Annotated in this window: 19 protein-coding genes and 2 pseudogenes; 12 read left to right on the plus strand and 9 right to left on the minus strand. The window is 59.6% G+C overall.

Features of this window, described 5'->3' with window-relative positions; genetic code table 11:
• Nucleotides 1–143 precede the first annotated feature (143 nt).
• The 6 genes and pseudogenes from ACTHN9_RS14445 to ACTHN9_RS14470 all read left to right on the plus strand — a co-directional run.
• Nucleotides 144–305: pseudogene (locus ACTHN9_RS14445) on the plus strand (RHS repeat-associated core domain-containing protein); the annotation flags it as partial.
• A gap of 446 nt (nucleotides 306–751) precedes the next feature.
• On the plus strand, nucleotides 752–1,258 hold the full coding sequence (locus ACTHN9_RS14450) for a hypothetical protein (protein WP_440537451.1): 507 nt from the start codon (nucleotides 752–754) through the stop codon (nucleotides 1,256–1,258).
• Nucleotides 1,259–1,369: 111 nt separating this feature from the next.
• A pseudogene (locus ACTHN9_RS14455) lies at nucleotides 1,370–1,477 on the plus strand (RHS repeat-associated core domain-containing protein); the annotation flags it as partial.
• Nucleotides 1,460–1,738 (plus strand): HNH/ENDO VII family nuclease, encoded by a 279-nt coding sequence (locus tag ACTHN9_RS14460; protein WP_440537477.1) that lies wholly within the window; start codon nucleotides 1,460–1,462, stop codon nucleotides 1,736–1,738. The pseudogene ACTHN9_RS14455 and the gene ACTHN9_RS14460, both read left to right, overlap by 18 nt.
• 228 nt (nucleotides 1,739–1,966) lie before the next feature.
• Complete coding sequence (locus ACTHN9_RS14465; RefSeq protein WP_440537452.1) at nucleotides 1,967–2,449, plus strand: nuclear transport factor 2 family protein; 483 nt, start codon at nucleotides 1,967–1,969, stop codon at nucleotides 2,447–2,449.
• Nucleotides 2,450–2,580: 131 nt separating this feature from the next.
• Complete coding sequence (locus ACTHN9_RS14470) at nucleotides 2,581–4,080, plus strand: methyl-accepting chemotaxis protein (protein ID WP_440537453.1); 1,500 nt, start codon at nucleotides 2,581–2,583, stop codon at nucleotides 4,078–4,080.
• 61 nt (nucleotides 4,081–4,141) lie between these two features.
• Here ACTHN9_RS14470 and ACTHN9_RS14475 read toward each other — a convergent pair whose 3' ends face one another.
• The 5 genes from ACTHN9_RS14475 to ACTHN9_RS14495 are packed head-to-tail and all read right to left on the minus strand — an operon-like array spanning nucleotide 4,142 to nucleotide 10,894.
• On the minus strand, nucleotides 4,142–6,562 hold the full coding sequence (locus ACTHN9_RS14475) for a glycoside hydrolase family 3 N-terminal domain-containing protein (protein WP_440537454.1): 2,421 nt from the start codon (nucleotides 6,560–6,562) through the stop codon (nucleotides 4,142–4,144).
• A 32-nt stretch (nucleotides 6,563–6,594) separates the two neighbouring features.
• Entirely contained in the window at nucleotides 6,595–7,761 is a 1,167-nt protein-coding gene (locus ACTHN9_RS14480) for an ABC transporter ATP-binding protein (RefSeq protein WP_440537455.1), read from the minus strand.
• A 17-nt stretch (nucleotides 7,762–7,778) separates the two neighbouring features.
• Nucleotides 7,779–8,624, minus strand: coding sequence for a carbohydrate ABC transporter permease (locus ACTHN9_RS14485; RefSeq protein WP_440537456.1), 846 nt, complete (start codon nucleotides 8,622–8,624; stop codon nucleotides 7,779–7,781).
• A 2-nt stretch (nucleotides 8,625–8,626) separates the two neighbouring features.
• Nucleotides 8,627–9,598: a carbohydrate ABC transporter permease gene (locus tag ACTHN9_RS14490; RefSeq protein ID WP_440537457.1), complete on the minus strand. Its 972-nt coding sequence runs from the start codon at nucleotides 9,596–9,598 to the stop codon at nucleotides 8,627–8,629.
• A 3-nt stretch (nucleotides 9,599–9,601) separates the two neighbouring features.
• Nucleotides 9,602–10,894: an extracellular solute-binding protein gene (locus ACTHN9_RS14495; protein WP_440537458.1), complete on the minus strand. Its 1,293-nt coding sequence runs from the start codon at nucleotides 10,892–10,894 to the stop codon at nucleotides 9,602–9,604.
• 346 nt (nucleotides 10,895–11,240) lie between these two features.
• Between ACTHN9_RS14495 and ACTHN9_RS14500 the strand changes: the two genes are divergently transcribed.
• On the plus strand, nucleotides 11,241–12,299 hold the full coding sequence (locus ACTHN9_RS14500; RefSeq protein ID WP_440537459.1) for a LacI family DNA-binding transcriptional regulator: 1,059 nt from the start codon (nucleotides 11,241–11,243) through the stop codon (nucleotides 12,297–12,299).
• Here the strand turns inward: ACTHN9_RS14500 and ACTHN9_RS14505 are convergent.
• The gene (locus tag ACTHN9_RS14505) at nucleotides 12,259–12,837 is read right to left on the minus strand and encodes a DUF488 domain-containing protein (protein ID WP_440537460.1); all 579 of its coding nucleotides are present in this window, start codon (nucleotides 12,835–12,837) and stop codon (nucleotides 12,259–12,261) included. The two genes, ACTHN9_RS14500 and ACTHN9_RS14505, sit on opposite strands and share 41 nt — an antisense overlap.
• A gap of 9 nt (nucleotides 12,838–12,846) precedes the next feature.
• Nucleotides 12,847–12,990, minus strand: coding sequence for a DUF3563 family protein (locus ACTHN9_RS14510; protein WP_440537461.1), 144 nt, complete (start codon nucleotides 12,988–12,990; stop codon nucleotides 12,847–12,849).
• A 190-nt stretch (nucleotides 12,991–13,180) separates the two neighbouring features.
• Here ACTHN9_RS14510 and ACTHN9_RS14515 point away from each other — a divergent pair, with 190 nt between their 5' ends.
• Complete coding sequence (locus ACTHN9_RS14515) at nucleotides 13,181–14,089, plus strand: LysR family transcriptional regulator (RefSeq protein WP_440537462.1); 909 nt, start codon at nucleotides 13,181–13,183, stop codon at nucleotides 14,087–14,089.
• A gap of 91 nt (nucleotides 14,090–14,180) precedes the next feature.
• Here the strand turns inward: ACTHN9_RS14515 and ACTHN9_RS14520 are convergent, their stop codons facing one another.
• Entirely contained in the window at nucleotides 14,181–14,612 is a 432-nt protein-coding gene (locus ACTHN9_RS14520) for a DUF29 domain-containing protein (protein WP_440537463.1), read from the minus strand.
• Nucleotides 14,613–14,671: 59 nt separating this feature from the next.
• Complete coding sequence (locus tag ACTHN9_RS14525; protein ID WP_440537464.1) at nucleotides 14,672–14,815, minus strand: hypothetical protein; 144 nt, start codon at nucleotides 14,813–14,815, stop codon at nucleotides 14,672–14,674.
• Nucleotides 14,816–14,870: 55 nt separating this feature from the next.
• Between ACTHN9_RS14525 and ACTHN9_RS14530 the strand changes: the two genes are divergently transcribed.
• The 4 genes from ACTHN9_RS14530 (at nucleotide 14,871) to ACTHN9_RS14545 (ending at nucleotide 17,646) form a co-directional block, all read left to right on the plus strand.
• Complete coding sequence (locus ACTHN9_RS14530) at nucleotides 14,871–15,497, plus strand: TetR/AcrR family transcriptional regulator (RefSeq protein ID WP_440537465.1); 627 nt, start codon at nucleotides 14,871–14,873, stop codon at nucleotides 15,495–15,497.
• A gap of 31 nt (nucleotides 15,498–15,528) precedes the next feature.
• Nucleotides 15,529–16,548 (plus strand): DMT family transporter, encoded by a 1,020-nt coding sequence (locus ACTHN9_RS14535; protein ID WP_440537466.1) that lies wholly within the window; start codon nucleotides 15,529–15,531, stop codon nucleotides 16,546–16,548.
• 325 nt (nucleotides 16,549–16,873) lie between these two features.
• Nucleotides 16,874–17,128 (plus strand): DUF2866 domain-containing protein, encoded by a 255-nt coding sequence (locus ACTHN9_RS14540; protein WP_440537467.1) that lies wholly within the window; start codon nucleotides 16,874–16,876, stop codon nucleotides 17,126–17,128.
• Nucleotides 17,129–17,256: 128 nt separating this feature from the next.
• Nucleotides 17,257–17,646 (plus strand): DUF6232 family protein, encoded by a 390-nt coding sequence (locus tag ACTHN9_RS14545; protein WP_440537468.1) that lies wholly within the window; start codon nucleotides 17,257–17,259, stop codon nucleotides 17,644–17,646.
• Nucleotides 17,647–17,655: the final 9 nt, after the last annotated feature.

Genomic DNA, 17,655 nt, shown 5'->3' on the forward strand with positions numbered 1-17,655 from the left:
CCACCATCGGCTCATGGAACCGCTCGGCTATATCCCACCCGCTGAAGCTGAGGCAAACTACTACCGGCAACTCAGCAACGCAGTTGCGATGCCGGCATCAACTTAAACCAACCAGCCTCCACGATTCCCGGGGCGATTCACTACAGCAGTTCGACGAAGAGTCGGGCCTTCACTACAACCGCCACAGGTATTACGACGCTACGACAGGTCGGTTCATATCAACCGACCCGATCGGGGTGCAGGGCGGAGCCAACGCATATGCCTATGCCCCTAACCCCGTCCAGTGGGTCGATCCGTTTGGGCTTCGTAAGCGGCTGGGGTGTCGAGGAAAATTCCATTCATTCCACGACGTTGACCTCCCAGACGACAAGTTGTTTGCTAGCGACGGCGTACAGTTCCGCATAGCAAACAACAACGGGACCCGCACGACTGTTGAGGGAGGTGAGCTGGACACCCCCCGTCGTAGGCTTTAGCGCGAAAGCAGACGGCGCCGGCATTCAACACCCGGTTGTGCAGGACTTGTACGATTCCGTATCAGAGAATCAAAGATCGCTTACTCATGGGTATTGCGGTGAGGCTGATGCACCTAGCCAAGTTGCCCAGCACAATAATGTTCAATCAGCCGACGACCTGAAAGAGATCGTTCAAGGCGGAAAATCGACCACTGTTAGAAACGACGGCAAGCATTTGGCGTTTTGCCCCTCTTGTGCGCACGTGATGGGTAGATTGGGGGTTTACGATGGAGCATAAAATGATTGATGATCAAGAGTGCGATGAAATTGAGACACTAGAGAAACAGTTGCTCGATAATGAAGTGTCTATCGAGGAAATGACTCGGCGCTATGCGATTTTTTTGAAGAGGGCCGTGAGTGAAGGTGTTCTAGATGGCGTTGCGTCACGCGATGATCTGGATCTTGCGTCAGAATATATAGACAGAGCTATTCGCACCAATAACCTCAGAGGGCGGGTAGATCGCGAAAGCTGCTTGGTAGAGCTATGGCGGCTTGAGAAGGAGCAGCGCTCCGCTGGTGCGGAATTTGTTGCGCTTATTCGATGCATAATCTTGTGCTTTGCTACCGAGGAGAAATGGGAGGATGACAATAGCGGCGAGGATACGCCTGTTTACTTCTTCTTTTTCTTTTTGGATAAGGTGCTGCCGAAATTGAAATCCTCACTAATGGAGTATTTTCGACACTGGAAGCGATTGAGATATTGGCGAATCGAATTAGGGGATTATATTTACGCCCATTCGGAATGATGTTGCCGAATCGCGAATGCTCTCGAATCCTCTCATTGCAAATGTGTACGATATGAGGCGGAATGACGCCAACTGAAAGATTGAAAGCCTTCATTTCCGATATGTTGCAATGGCCAGCGGTTCGATGACGAAACGGGCCTGCATTATAACCGGCATCGGTACTACGACCCGGCGATTGGGCGGTTCGTATCGACTGACCCGATACGTCTCGCCGGCGGTGCGCCTTTCATGATGAACGATGGCGTACCGCAGCAAATTCAGTTGCACCATTCACGTCAGCAATCGACAGGTCCGCAATTTGAGGTAACGACTAGCACGCATAGAGCGGCAAGCGGCGCCGGACGGGAAGCGCTGCATCCGTTCGGAAGTCAGAAGAATCCCGACTTCCCTGTGGATCGAAGCGCGTTCGACGGGGACAGAAATCAACATTGGAAAGATCGCACTTCTGCCAATCAGCCTAGAAATGGAGGGTGTAAGTGATGATTCCATCGAAATTGGTGCAATCGACGCAAAAGTGAACGCGCCCGCCGCGCATAAAGCCGAGGTGGCCGAGCAGAACGTCGGTGACCCGCATCCGAGGGATGATCGATTTGCCAACGCCAAGTAGAGCCCGCCCTCGCATACCATTGACTTGGCCCGTTTGGTGGTGAAAACTCGCCTAGCCCACGACTCGATGAATAATCCCAAACCGAAAGGCAAGCACACGCAATGGACAATCGCCATCCTAACGCCAAGATCGTCGCGGACTTTTACCGGGCCTTCCAACAACTCGATGCCGACGCGATGGCGCGGTGCTACACCGACGATGTCGTCTTCAGCGATCCCGCGTTCGGTACGTTGAAAGGCGATGCCGCGCGCGACATGTGGCGTATGTTGGCGCAGCGTGCGGAAGGGTTCTCGCTCACGTTCTCCGATATCGCCGCCGACGATCGCGGCGGCCACGCGCATTGGACGGCCACCTATCGATTCAATCGCACCGGCAGAATCGTGGTGAATCAGATCGAGGCGCGATTCGCATTTCGCAACGGACTGATCGCCGAACATCACGACTCGTTCGATCTATGGCGGTGGTCGCGCCAAGCACTCGGGCTAAAGGGCACGTTGCTAGGCTGGACGCCCTTCGTGCAGCGAGCCATTCGGGCACAAGCCAGAACGACGCTCGACGCCTATCGGGCTCGCGCCGCAACGTAAGTTCAAAGCACTACGCTCGTACCCAGCGCACCGCGAACCGCACGACTACACAAGAATAAGGATTTTCTTACATTCAGACGAAATCGGTTTCAGCCGTTAATAGGGCGACCCCTTCTTCTGGCATCCGCTCTATGAACATCAAGCAAAAGCTTCGACTGCTGGTCGCCGTGTCCGTCTTGTCGCTCGGTGCCGGCATCGTTCTCTCTGCAATGAGCCTGAGCGCCGCCGACCAGGCCCAGCGACACACGCGGCGAGAACAGCAAATCGCCATCGCGCTGACGGATATGAAAGGCTCGGCCCTCTCGACGATCGAGATGGACCCGAGCACCGACGACACCAAACAGGTCTATGCGGAAGCCGAGCAGAACATCGAACGGCAAACGAGCCAGATCAAGCCATTGCTCACTGATTCGGAGGACGAAGCAAAGGTGACGGCTGTGCTCGACAAATGGAACAGCTACGATCGCAAGTCGCACGACATCATCGACCTCGCGACCCGCGATGCGAAGGCCGCCAATGATCAAATGACGGCACTTTACCGCAGCGATTTCAAACCGCTGCAAGCGGCCTTCCAGCAAGTCAGTCACGATGCGAAGGAACGCGCCTGGCAATCCGCCGACGACGCGCGGCGAATCAGAACGCGCACGCGATGGACCATCATCGTTGTCCTCTCTTTCATTCTCGCCTTGATCGTCGGTTGGATCATGACGCTGTCGCACACGATTCTAAGCGCACTCGATAGCATGAAGACGACCCTGGAGCGCGCGAGCACGTCGCTCGATCTCACGCTGCGCGCGCCGGTGATCGCCAACGACGAGATCGGCGCAGCGGCAAGCGGATTCAACGTCCTCATGACGCGCGTGGGTGAAGCGATGCAAGCGGTGCGGCAGTCGGCCGAAACGGTCGGCGTAGGCTCGAAGCAGATCGCAAGCGGTAACACGGATTTATCGGCGCGAACCGAGGAGCAAGCCGCCTCTCTAGAGCAGACCGCCGCAAGCATGACGCAATTGACGCAGACTGTTAAGCAGAACAGCGACAACGCGCGGCAGGCGAACGCATTGGCGGCACGCGCAACCGATTTGGCCGATACGGGCAACGAAGCCGTCCAAGATATGGTGCGAACGATCGGCGAAGTCAGCTCGAGTTCGGACAAGATCTCGCAAATCACGAGCACGATCGAAGGGATTGCCTTCCAAACCAACATCCTCGCTTTGAACGCGGCCGTGGAAGCGGCCCGCGCCGGCGAACAAGGCCGCGGCTTTGCAGTCGTCGCAAGCGAAGTGCGCTCACTCGCACAGCGCTCTGCCGCGGCAGCGAAGGAAATCAAGGATTTGATCGCAACGTCTGTATCGATGATTCACGACAGCGCCACGCAAGCGACAGGGGTCGGCTCGACGATGGGCAACGTCAAGCAGGCGATCGAACAGGTGTCGGATATCGTCGGCGAGATTGCGGCCGCATCGGAAGAGCAAAGCCAAGGCATCGAGCAAGTTCACCAGGCCGTCTCGCAGATGGACGACGTGACCCAGCAAAACGCCTCGCTCGTCGAACAAGCGGCTGCGGCAGCGCACTCGCTAGACGAGCAAGCGATGCGGCTGACGCAGGCGGTATCGGTATTCCGGCTCGCGTAAGCGGCCGCCTCCATCCCGATGCGATCGTGTTTTTCGAAGCTTGCTTGGAACGGCCTGCCGATCATCGCGCGGTCGCATCGTCGATCACCATCACCTCGCAAAGCATGCGCCAATGGCGACCGAGCGTGCGCACCCCCTCACCGCGCACGACCACGGTTTCGCTCAACCGAACGTCGCGACTGGAACTGCCGATCATCATCTGGAATTCGCCCGGCTCGACGATCCGCTCGCCTCGTTCGTTGGTAAAATTGAGCATATCGACCGGCAGCCGGACGCGAACGGTGCGGCGCCCGCCCGCTGGAACGAAGACCCGTTGAAAGCCCTTGAGTTCGCGCACGGGGCGAACGACGGACGCAACGCAATCCGCAACGTAGATCTGAACCACCTCGGTACCGTCGCGGGCTCCCACGTTCTCCACCTCGAACGTCCATTCGAATTGCCCGCTGTCGATCTCGGCCTCCCGGTTAGTCCAATGAAGCGCCCGATACTGAAAGTCCGTATAGCTGAGCCCGAATCCAAACGGATAGCGTGAGCCGAAGTGGTAAGCGACCGGCGTACCCGAACTCTTGAGCTTATGGTTATAGACATAGGGCACCGCACCGACGCTCTTCGGAATGGACAAGGGCAGCCTACCGCTAAAATTCGCTCCGCCCGATATCAGTTCGGCCAGCGCATCCGCGCCTCCCTGGCCCGGCGCAAACGCCATGACATACGCTGCCACCACGTCTTCCAGACCGCCCAGGTTGTAGGGACGCCCGCCGGTCTGCACGACGACGGTGGGCTTGCCCGTCGCCACCACCGCGGATAACAGCGCCTGCTGCACCCCAGGTAAATCGAGACTATCGGTATCCGAGCCCTCGCCCACCGTACCCGATTGGAACAGGCCGGACAGATCGCCGACGAAGACGAACGCCACATCCGCAGATTGCGCCGCGCGAACGGCGTCGTCGATTTGACCGACATCCCGGCTGATCGGCGCTTGACGGTTTTCGTCGATGGCACGCGCCATGTCGACGTCGCCCGGATAAACCGGCGTTCCGGCGCGGCGCTCGTGGATGATTTCGCACCCCTTCGCATACACGACGTTCTGGCTTCCGAAACGCTCCTTGAATGCCTGTAGCGGCGTTTTCACCGAAGCCCGCGTGCGCTCGCCCGCGTTGATCAAATGCACGGGAAAGCTATATCCCGCGAGCAAGGCCAGCGGATCGTCGGCTGTCGGGCCGATGATCGCAATGCGCGTTCCGCCCTCGGTATCGAGCGGAAGCACCGAGGCGTTTTTCAAAAGGATGATGGACTCGATGGCCGCGCGATGCGCCAATGCCACCGCCTGTGCGCTGCTCACGTTGACGCCCTCGGGATCCGCGTACGGATGCTCGAACAACCCGAGACGGAACTTCGCCGTCAACACACGCGCCACCGCGGCGTCGATCACGGACAGGTCGATATCGCCCCGCTCGATGGCGGTTCTCAAATGCAAGGCGCATTCATGTCCCGGCAGTTCGATGTCCAGCCCGGCGTTAAACGCCAACGCCGCCGCTTTCGCCGCGTCGTCGGCCACGCCGTGATGCGTATAGAGCAAATTGACACCGGCGTAATCGGCCACCACGAGGCCGTCGAATCCCCATTTACGACGCAACGTACCCTCGATGAGCATCTGGTCGGCATGACACGGTACGCCGTCCACGTCGTGATAAGCGGGCATGACCGAGCCCGCGTTCGCCAGCTTCACCGCCATCTCGAACGGCAATAGGAAAATATCGTTGAACTCTCGCGGCCCCATGTGGACCGGCGCGTGATTGCGCCCTCCCTCGCTCGCCGAGTGCCCCGCAAAATGCTTCAGCGTCGCAAGCAAGTCTCGGCGCTCGCCTTGAAGCCCTTGGACGTAACGCGTGGCCAGTGCGCCGACCAAATACGGATCCTCGCCGAACGTCTCCTCCGTCCGCCCCCAGCGCGGATCGCGAGAGACATCGAGCACGGGCGCGAGCCCCTGGTGACAACCGATCGATCTCGCTTGCTCGCCAATTTCACGCCCCACGCTCTCGACCAGATCCGCATCCCACGTCGCACCGTAGTTCAGCGGCGCAGGAAAGAGCGTAGCTCCTTCGATCATGAGTCCGACGAGACACTCTTCGTGCGACATCACCGGGATACCGAGCCGCGTGTCCTCGATCATCCTGCGCTGCAAAGCATTGAACGCTCGAACGCCCTCGCGCACCTCCACCGTGTGCGTGCCGAGCGGGCGTGTGATCTGCCCTAACCCGTGCTCGAGCAACTGATCGACCGTGATGTCCGTCTCTCGTTGCGCGAAATCGGCGAGGCGCCAGGTGTGTTTGCCATCCGCCGATAACTTCAGCCAGCCCGCGTGCAATTGCGCGATTTTTTCTTCCAGCGTCATTCGTCCAAGCAGGTCGGCCACACGCTCGGCAAGGGGTGCTGCCGCATCGCGATACAGAGCGGCTTGTTCGGCGATATCGATTGGCATGAAAACTCTCGTGTAGAGGAAGGGATGGCAGCTCAGGCGCTACGCTGAGCGAAATCGCCGCGGTTGCCGCGCTCGACCCGCGGCAAGGCAAGGCCGCCGCTGTCGAACACATGGCAGGCATCCGGGGCAATCCAAAGAGAGACCGGGCGGCCGCGATCGACCTCGACGTCGCCGGGTAGCTTCGCAACGATGTTCGCCTCGCTCTGCCCCGCTAACGCGGCGTGCAGATAGGTGCATTCGCCGAACCGTTCGATGAGCCGGCCTTGCGCGCGCAGAACCTGGCTTCGCGCCTCGCCGGTGGCAATGCCGATGTGTTCCGGACGAATCCCGAGGGTGACGTCCGCACCGATCGCAAGCCGCCGCCCGTCGACCGACGCGTCGAGCAGTTCGCCGCCCGGCAGGCGCATCGACATACCGAACGCGCTCGCCTCGACCACGGTGCCCTGCACGAAATTCATTCGTGGCGAGCCGATGAAACCCGCCACGAATCGGTTTCTCGGCCGGTGATACAGATCGAGCGGCGAGCCGATTTGCGCAATGCTGCCATCGCGTTCCATGTCCGCACCGGCGTGCAGCAAGACGATCTTGTCGGCGAGTGCCATCGCTTCCGTTTGATCGTGCGTGACATAAACGGCGCTGGCCTGGTTGAACTCGCGGTGAAGCCGCGCGATCTCCGTGCGAGTTTGAACGCGCAGCGCCGCATCGAGGTTCGACAGCGGTTCGTCGAAGAGAAAGACGCCCGGCTCGCGCACGATCGCTCGGCCGATTGCCACCCGTTGACGTTGGCCGCCCGACAGCGCGCCCGGCTTGCGATCCAGCAGTTGATCGAGCTGCAGCGAACTGGCCGCGCGCCGTACCTTGCGATCGATGGCTGCGCCGTCGAGCTTTGCCTGACGCAGCGCGAAAGCCATGTTCTCGTACACGCTCATATGCGGATACAACGCATAACTTTGAAACACCATGGCGACGTTTCGCTTCGACGGATGCACGTCGTTGACGTTCTTCCCGTCGATTCGCAGTTCCCCGGACGTCATGGTCTCTAGGCCGGCGATCATGCGAAGCAGCGTCGATTTTCCGCAGCCGGACGGTCCTAAGAACACGCAGAACTCATTGGCGCCGATCTCCAAATCGACGTTACGCAAGACGGGAGGGCTTGCGCCGTACGCCTTGTATGCGTTGCTGAGGCCGATGCTTGCCATGTGTATACCCTTTACCCTTATCCCTTTAGGGAGCCGGCCATCATCCCTTTGATCACGCGCTCTTGCCCAAATGCATAGACGGCGATCAACGGAAGCGATGTCAGCGTGACGACTGCCAGCATGCCGGGAACGTTCGATGAATATTGCCCCTGGAAATCCCATATCGCGAGCGGGAGTGTCCGGTGGCTCGGCGTCGACGTGAGTACGTAGGCGAAGATGAACTCGTTCCACAGCGCCACGGCGTTATAGATCGCAACCGTTGCCAGGCCCGGCGTCGAAAGCGGAAAGTAGATTCGCCAAAAGATCGTAAGCGGCCCGCATCCGTCGAGGCAAGCCGCCTCTTCCAACTCGTGCGGAATTTGCTTCATGAACTCGGTCAAGATGAATATCGAGATCGGCAAACTGAATGCCACGTAAGGTCCGATCAAAGCGAACGAGGTGTCGTATAGCCCGATATTTCGGATGAGCAGATAGATGGGCACCAAGGCCGCGTGAATGGGCACGATCATCGCCGCGACCACGAGCCCGAACAACGTCTTCGCGAATGGGAATTTCAGACGTGCGAAGGCATAAGCGGCCATCGAACTCAATACGACGATCAGCAACACGGACAAGCCGACCACGAAGCAGCTATTGCGAAGATAGGTGAAGAACGGGCCATGCAGTACCGATTTGTATTGGGCGAGGTCGATTCGCTGCGGCAGCGACCACACCGAACTCGAAAAGGATTCCTCCTGCGACTTTAAGCTGGTGACGATCACGAACAAGAACGGAAGCGTCGTGACGCCCAGCCACACGAACGCCAGAACGTACAGCAGGCCGCGCCTAGCCAATGTCGTGTCTTGTATCGCCCGAGTGGACATGGTCAAACCTTTTGCGAGTAGCGTTGTGTCGCGCGCATGGCGGCGGCGGCGACGAGCGCGACGATCAGGAACATTGCGGACGCGATCGTGCTTCCATAGCCGAGCTGGAACGAGCTGAACACCTTGTTGTACATGTAGGTCGCCATGAGTTCGGACGCGTGCTCGGGTCCACCGCCTGTCATGACGAACACGAGATCGAAGTACCGCAGCGATCCCAGCACGGCCAACAGGCCGGCCGTTCTGATGGTGCCCTGCAGATGCGGGAGTTTGAGGCGCCAAAAGATAGTGGCTTCGGAGGCGCCGTCCAGGCGGGCCGCTTCGCCCAATTCGGTCGGAAAGGACGAAAGACCGGCAAGAAACAAAATCATATAAAACGGGATGTTCTGCCAACAGATCACCGCGATCGTCGACGCAAGTGCAAAGCGCGGATCGCCAATCCAATCCTGAGCGAGCGAGTCCAACCCGATCGCGCGCAATCCCACGTTCAACGGACCGAAATTCGGATCGTAGACGTTCTTGAATAGCACCCCGATCGCGACGCTCGACATCAATAGCGGCAGGAAATAAAGCAGCTTCAATACCTTCGAACGCTTTCCGGCCTTGTCCAGCAGGACGGCAAGCACGAGCGCGATGGGTAACTGAATGAGGACCGAGAACACCGCCAATACGGCATTGTTGCGCAGCGCTTTCCAGAACACCGGGTCGTGCGCCAGGTGCACCCAATTGCCTAGGCCCACATAGCGTGCGCCGCTCCCCAACCCGTTCCAATCGAGCAGCGACAGCCGAAAGCTGCCGAAGAGCGGATAGAGTAGAAACACGCCAAGCAGCAACACGGACGGTGCGAGCAGCACGATGGCGGCGAGCCATTGCGAACCCATCGCGCGTTGCCGATTCGATACCTTCGATACGTCCGATTCAACCGTCACGGTACTCAAGACCACCTCCGGCGTTCCGCTCGTTTCGACGTCCGGCACAGATCAGTTCGTTGTGCTCTTGGCCGCGGCTTGCATCTGCTCGGCCGCGGCCTCGGGCGTAATGGAAAGCCCGAACAACGCTTGCGCAAGGTCCTTGTGCCGTTCGCCGAGACGCGGCGGCAGTTCCTGGTCGTACCAAAGCTGCACGTTCGGCGCTTGTTCGATCAATGCCTGCACGCGTTTCATCAATGGATCCGACACCGTGACGCCCTTGATCGGCGGAATGCGATTGTCGGCCACCCGCTCTTTCATGGCGGCGTCATCGGTGAACGTTTGAATCAACCGAAAAGCAGCCGCCGGGTCTTGGCATTGCGTCGAAATGCTCAGGAAGCTGTCGCCGACTGTCCCGACGATATCGCGCGGGTCGCCTTTGCCCCCGGGCACGCTTGGGAATGGAAAGAAATCGAGCTTCTGATAAAACGACGGATTCTCTTTCCGAATCGTCGACGCCTCCCACGTGCCCATCAATTCCATCGCCGCCCGGCCCGAATACAACAGCCGCCTCGATGCACCGATGTCGTAATCGAGCCCGTTGTAGCCCGGGGCGAATGCGCCCGCTTTCACGAGATCCTGGATGTACTTCCCCGCCTCGACGAATGCCGGGTCGGCGAAACTGCCGCCCGGCGCACCATCGGCCGCGCGTTGGAACACCCCGGGGCCGCCCAGCCGATCGACGAGGTACATGTAGTACATCGACCCCGTCCATTTGTTCTTATTCGCCAACGCAAAGGGCGCAACGCCATGCGCGTTGAACACCTTGACGACATTCATCAAATCGGCCCACGTGGCAGGCGGACTCAGGTGGTATTTCTGAAACAGGTCTTTGTTATAGAAAACGACCGCGACGGCAATGTTCTCTTCCGGAATGCCGTAGATCTTTCCGTCGGTCGTCACCGCCGACCAAGAGGTGGGCAGAAACCGATCGGCGAACGCTTTGTTTTGTTTGAGAAACGGCGTGAGATCGACGACTTGACCGGATTTCACATACTCTCTCAACCCGCCTCCGCCCCACGAATCGAACACGCACGGCGGTTGCGCCGCACCGAATGCGATCTTCAGCTTGGCCTTGTAGGCGTCGTTGAGCACATGCGACGACTCGACCTGATAGCCCCGGTCGCCTTGCTCGAACCGCGCTATCGCGCTCTGCAAGTTGGCCGGTTCGTTGCCGTCGGTTTGATGATCCCATTCGGTGATCGTTTTGCCCGATTGGGCATAGCCGACGCCGATCGATAGCGTCCACGTAGCCGCGAGCCACGCCGCCGTCCACGCGAGTCTTGTCAGTTTCCCAGCAATCATTCACGTCTCCGTTGTTGTCGAGTCGCACAACGTTATCGCTAACGTTACGCAATGTTATTTTTCGTCGATTATCGCTGCCATCCGTGTTTACCCGTCGCTGCGCCTGCACAGCACGTTCAGTCGGGCAAAGACAAGCCCCCATCCCCGCTCGGAATAGTGCTTGACCAATACGCGGGGTCCCCCCCATTGCCGGCTAGACGACTCCTGGTAAGATGACGTTACCGCTACCGTCGCCGCCCACTATCGATCGACGGAGAAATGCGGCCGATGACACCGATGAAACCGCCTCGCGCAGATCGGTATGCGGTAAGGCAAGTACACCGATCAGTCGTTAGCAACGAACGAAATGAGCAAACAAACACCGACCCTCGCGCAGGTTGCAAAAATCGCCGGCGTCTCGCAGATGACGGCTTCGCGCGCGCTCAACGATAAGCCCGGCGTCTCTCAAGAAACGCGCGAGGGGGTGTTGAAAATCGCGGCCGATATCGGATATGTCGTCAATCGCAGTGCGCAAAAATTGTCCGGCGGACGTAACGGCATCATCGGCATCATGACGCCGGTACTCGACAATCATTACGTGGGCGAACTTGTCGTCGGCGTGGGCCGGGCGGCCCGGGCGCAGGGCTATGAAACGCTCGTGTACACGCTATTCGACGAAGACCGGCATTCCCATCAATCCGTGTTGGGATTGATCAAGCAATTTACCGACGGCGTCGTTGCGATCTTGCCGCGCGAGTCGGCTTATTTCAATGCGCTTGCCGCGTCCAACGTCCCTGTCGTGGCGATCGATCAGCGCGGCAGCCTAGAGGGGTTTCCGTCGGTTTCGGTCGACAGCTACGGCGGCGCGATGCGCGCGGTCGAGCACTTGGCGCAGTTGGGGCACGTGCGCATCGGGTTCGTGGGAGGCGACGAATCCATCGAAGGCGTACGCGATCGGCGGCGAGGCTATATCGACGCGCTGGCTCGCCTCGATCTGCCTTACGATCCGCGTCTCATCGCGCAGGGCGACCTCTCGCAAATGCGAGCGTTCGATGCAGGATGCGAATTGCTTTCGCTTGCGCAACCGCCGACGGCCATTTTTGCCGTCAACGATTTGGGCGCATTCGGCGTGATCGCCGCGGCGCGCGAGCACGGGCTCAAGGTGCCGCATGACCTTTCGGTCGTCGGATTCGACGACATTCCGATGGCATCGCAGGTGCATCCCCCATTGACGACCATCCGTCAGCCCTTCGCGCAGATGGGGCGTGCGGCCGTGAATACGCTGCTGTCGCAAATGGAAAACGACGATTCTATTGCACCGCGTATCGTGCTGCCCACCGAACTCATCGTGAGGCAATCGACAGGCCCGGCTCCTCGTCAACTTGCTACGCGCCCTTCCGTTTCCCGACATCGAGCGGGTGCGTAGCCTCGGCTTGAGGCGGATAGATCAGCGTTGCGTCCGACTGCGGCTGCGCAGCCGGCGTCATGGTTGCGGGATTCACATGATGCGCGTCCATGATATGAAACACGGGTACACCGTGTAGCAGAAGGTAATCGGTGATGATGCGGCGATGACAACGCCACCAAACCGCTTCCGCGCACATGATCGCGCAGCGATGCCGCGCCCCCAGCTCCAGCAGTTGCGCGAGAGCGTCGCGAAACGCGGCACTCGTCGCGTAGTCCGCATAGTTGCGAAATGCGAGGACAGTCCAATATCCGTTCGGCGACGGTTCGTCGCTCTTGCGACGGCCACGCCGCCCACCGAGCGCGGCGAGATGCGCATAGCCGATATGTTCCGCAGCCAGCGCAGAGGGTAACGCGTCGCGATTGAATTGCGGGTTCTTGCGCGAACGCGGAATGCTGCGCACGTCCACGAGCAGGTCGACGTGCGAATCCCGCAGCAGACCAATAAATTCGGGCAGCGGACGAGTCGAGTGGCCGATCGTGAAGAACGGGTGTGCCATCGGTCCTGATCACCGCATGCCGCAACTTTCGAGCGAACGCATGCGCCGTTCGAGTTCGGCAAGGTCTCGTGCGCCGGCGAGGTACTCGTCGTGTCGACGTTGTTCGGCGCGTTCGAACCGGCGGCTAATCCAGGCGAGAAGAAAGGCAAACATGATCATCTCCAGAAAGTGGCTCGGCAGTGACGCAGCGGGGCTGAGCCGGCCCCGTGCATGTGTCTCGCGACTGCTCTCCAGCGCTGTCAGACGATTCAATCGTAGGCGGCAACTTACCTTACGTATACTTATCGTTTTTAACGCGATACATTAGCGCTTCTGTTGAATCCGGCAGCTTGTTCGAGGGGGGATGGATTTGGAAATCGGGCGACTGCGAGCACTTCTCGAACTGGCGCGATGCGGCACGATGGCCGCCGCCGCCGAGGCGCTGTTCTTGACGCCCTCGGCGGTATCGCAGCAGATTGCACAGCTCGAAGAGGAAGTCGGGATCAAGTTGACGGAGCGTATCGGCCGTGGGGTCAGATTGACTGCGGCAGGTCACGCACTGGTAGCCCATGCCGAGCGGTTGATGGTCGTGATGGACGAGGCTCGCTCGGAGATGGCTGAGCTTCGGCGGGAGATCGCCGGCGAGCTGCGCGTTGCCGCGTTTCCGTCGATCGCATCGGTGGTGCTGCCCGACACGGTGAAAGCGCTGCGGCGCGCGTTTCCGCGCATGGAGATCGCCATCGACGAGTTGGAGGCGATCGACGGGGTCACCGCGCTGCGGTCCTGGAGGACGGACGTCGCCTTGATCGACGATCTCTCGCTCGTCGCGGGCGATAACCGCGAACATGTGACGACGGTGCCGTTGGCCGAGGACGTGTGGTACGTAACGGTTTCGACAGATCACCCGCTGAGCAAAAAGCCATCGCTCAATTTACTCGATCTCAAAGACGAAATTTGGGCAATCGAATCGAGGGGGGGACCATTGGGCAGCATTGTCGCCGAGTTGTGTCGCCGTGCCGGATTCGAACCTCGCACCAACGCCAAATGTCGCGGATCCGAGATGGTTGAAGCGATGGTCGCCTCCGGTTGCTCGGTATCGGTGGCCCCCGGCCTTCGGATGCTCCGCTCGCCGCGCGGCGTGGCCTGGGTCAAGCTGAAGCCGGAGGTTCGCCGCAAGATCTACGTCGCTTATCGCCGCGGCGAGCGCAACCACCCGATGGTGAAAGTGTTCGTCGATGAGATCGTTCGTACAGCGGCGAGACTGCTGGGTTAGCAATACCGCTCCCGTGCTGTTGGCACCGTACAGATAGGTGATCGTGCGAAAGTCAGTCCAAGAGCTGGCGGCTAGTCGACCGGCTTGGGCGTCACTCCGGCAAGAACGCCGGATCCAGCACCTGCTCCATCGCCCACGGACAGGTTTCAGGGAATCCCTCAAGGCCTGTTTCGTTTTCAGCGCTCAACACGGCTTTGCTCCACACTAGGTCGAGCCATTGCGCGTCGTTGAATTTGCCTCGTAAACTCGGCGCTTCGTTCAGCACGTACACCACGTCCTTGCGCTGGACTGCAATTGTGCGTGCCCAGCTCTTACCCCGCAAGGCAGGCTGATACTGCCATTTTAGCAAGTGGGCCAGCAGCACCGTCGTACGACTTGCCAATTCGCGTTGTTCGCTCTTACCCACGTCCTCGATTTCCTCCGCGATGTGTTCCACGTCGATCGCCGAGAGCTTGCCCGCGCGCAACAACGCAACCTGTTCCTTGGCCCATGCCACCACGTCCTTCTCGTAGCTCGTTCCCATTTTTTGGCCCCTAACCTCAGTTACGCATGGTGCCATTTTAACCATTCCCATCGCTCACCTTATTCCTCCATCTCGCTCTCGTTTGCGCCCACGGCGTCCGGTGTTCCCGGTAAGTCGGCCACCGTCGCAGGCGCCCCGCCCGTCGACTTCAGTGTCGCACGTGTGAGCCGCGCCGGATGCATAGCCAAATGGCTATCCTTCATTGCGCATCTCGCACGCTTGATTTATGGAACGAACAGTCCTAATATCGAGCCCACTATGAAACGCTCACCTACTGCCCGTGCGTCGAAGCCGCCATCCGAACGTGGGCGGCCTCGTGAATTCGATATCGATGAAGTCACGGAGGCCGCGGGCCGCGTCTTTTGGGAACAGGGGTATCACGCAACGTCGATCGAGTCGCTCTGTGCTTCGACGGGCCTGTTTCGCGCCAGTCTCTACGGTGCGTTCGGCGACAAACATGGGCTTCTCGTCGCGGCGTTCGATCGATACGCGGAAGGAGCGGTTGCACGGTTGAGAGAGCGTTTAGAAGCGGATTTGCCACCACGCGAAGCACTGCGCGGTGCATTGCTTCACTACACGCAGGTTGCAGCCCGATTGTCTGGCCGCCACGGGTGCCTGATCACGAATGCGGCGATCGAGTTGCTGCCCGCCGATGACGTTTTACGGCCGCATATCGAGACGACGCTTCGTCGCATTTCCTCTCAACTGGCGGCGGCAGTGGCACGCGGGCAGCAGGCCGGCGAATTCGATCCAACGCTCGATGAGCAGGAAATCGCTAACTATCTGCTCTGCATGATCCAAGGGATGCGCGTGCTGGGCAAGGTGAACGTGAGCGAGAAAGAACTCGTATCGATTGTCGATATGACGATGCGAGCGTTGCTCTAAAAATTTTTCGTTATTTTTGGAACGATCAGTCATGAATAGATCAATCGACGTGGCAGTGCCGTCGTCGCCCCCTCCTGGGGGCCCCGTGTCTAGTGTTGCCGGTCGGTCTGTCCATGAAAGTTACTGGAAGGGCGTTGTACTATGCGCCGGCGCGACGATCCTGATGGGCATCATGTTTCCCATCATGACCGACGCCCTCGTGCATATCGATCCCTTTACTTTCACGTCCCTTCGATACCTTATCGCCGGCACTGCCTTTTTGGCGCTGCTGCTGATCAAGGAGGGGAAACGAGCACTCCGTCCGGACGGACAATCGCTCGTGCTTGCCTGGCTGCTCGGGTCGATCGGTTTCTGCGGATTCGGATCCTTCGTTTTTCTGGGGCAGCAACTGGCTGGACGCGAAGGCGCGCTAACCGCGTCGATCATGATGGCGACCCAGCCGATGATGGGGCTACTCGTGAACGCTTTCGTGCGCAGGAGCGCGCCGCCGCTGTACTCGTTCTTGTTTATCCTGATGTCGTTCGCGGGTGTTTCTCTTGTGGTCACAAAAGGCGATATGGCGGCGGCGCTCCATGAGCCGCAGCACTACTCGGCCAACGCGCTTATCGTAGCCGGTGCCCTGTGCTGGGTGATCTATACGTTCAGTGCGTCCCATTTCAAACGATGGTCGGCGCTCAAGTACACGACGATGACGACCTGGCTCGGACTCACCACGATCATCGGTCTGAACCTGGTGCTCTTCGCGTTTCGCGTTGTTCCGGTGCCATCGCCGGCGGCATTGCGTTCGATTGTCCCGCACCTGCTGTACATGGGACCGATCGCAGGATTCTGCGCGATTTTGCTCTGGAATATGGGAAACAGGATTCTGACTCCCCTCAATGGCGTCCTGTTCATGGACGTATTGCCGCTTACGACGTTTATTGTGTCGTCGCTGACCGGGGTGGTACCGGGGGGCGCGCAGCTCGTCGGCGCCTGCATGACCGGAGCCGCGCTCATTTTCAACAATCTCTATTTGCGGCATCGCGCTCGGCGCCTCGCCGCTACGTCGTAGCGCGGCACAGAGCAAGCCCGGGCCGCCGGCCATTTCCGGCGCTCCGGTCCGCATCGCTTTCGCGAGCACCGTGTCGGCTAGAGCGATGCATCGGGCGGGAAATCTTCATAAGACCCAGGTTTATCGCCTCCGAACGCTATTGCGTATCGACGCGGCATCGCGCCGTTCCTGAAAAATTCCCCTCTTAAGTTTGGCTTAATACTGGCCTGCGACTATGCATCCATACCACCCCTGTTGAGCCGCCGGAGTATCGGCGGCGTTTTTTTATATTGTCCTACGCCTGGCGGCCGCACGGCCCGTGCGGTGCCGTAAAGGGAAGACGGCGATGATCGAAGATACCGTGTTCAAGCATATGCGCACGATGCTCAAGCGCGAGCATAAGCTCCCGGTCCAAAGCTGCCGCGTCTCGATGCCCGTGCAGCGCCCCTGGGGGCGGACCTATCGCTTGGTCGAATGGACGATGCATAAAGATGCCCCCTCGTACCGCTGCGTCGTGCCGGCGGAGTATACGGATACCGATATCGCCCGGCTCGTCGCCTCGCACGTTCCGGGGCGTGTCTACGCCGACGAAGTGCGCTGAAGCGGAGCCGCAGCGCACACAGCGCCGCACACAAATAGCCGCAAGCAGGCCCGCCACCGCGTTCGACGACGCGCGGCGCCGATATCTGCTAGGCTGGCGAGCCAACTACACCATTCCAACGTTTCTCGATGGACAACACCTTCAACGAGCGTGGCGTCATGATCACGCGCAACGGGCTGAGCGCGGGCGGCCAGATCTTTTCGTTGCGCGAAATTCGAAGCGCACGCATCGAGACGATTCAAAAGAACAAGATTCTTCCGCTCACGCTTTCGCTGTCCGGCGCAGCGTTGGCTATCGCCGGCGGCATTTCAACCTCCGGCGCGGAATTGACGCTCGGTGCGATGTTGATCGTCGTCGGCTTCTTGGCGTGGACGACGCAGGACATCAAGCATCGGCTCACAGTGTTGACGCAAGGCGGCGATCGCGAAGCCTTGACGAGCCCGGATTCCGACTTCGTCAAACGCGTCGAGCAAGCGCTGCTAACCGCGCTTGCCTCGATCGAAAGCAAGACCCCGTAGCCGCGCACG

It is taken from the genome of Trinickia sp., from assembly GCF_051953405.1.
In the GTDB taxonomy this organism is placed as follows: Bacteria; Pseudomonadota; Gammaproteobacteria; order Burkholderiales; family Burkholderiaceae; genus Trinickia.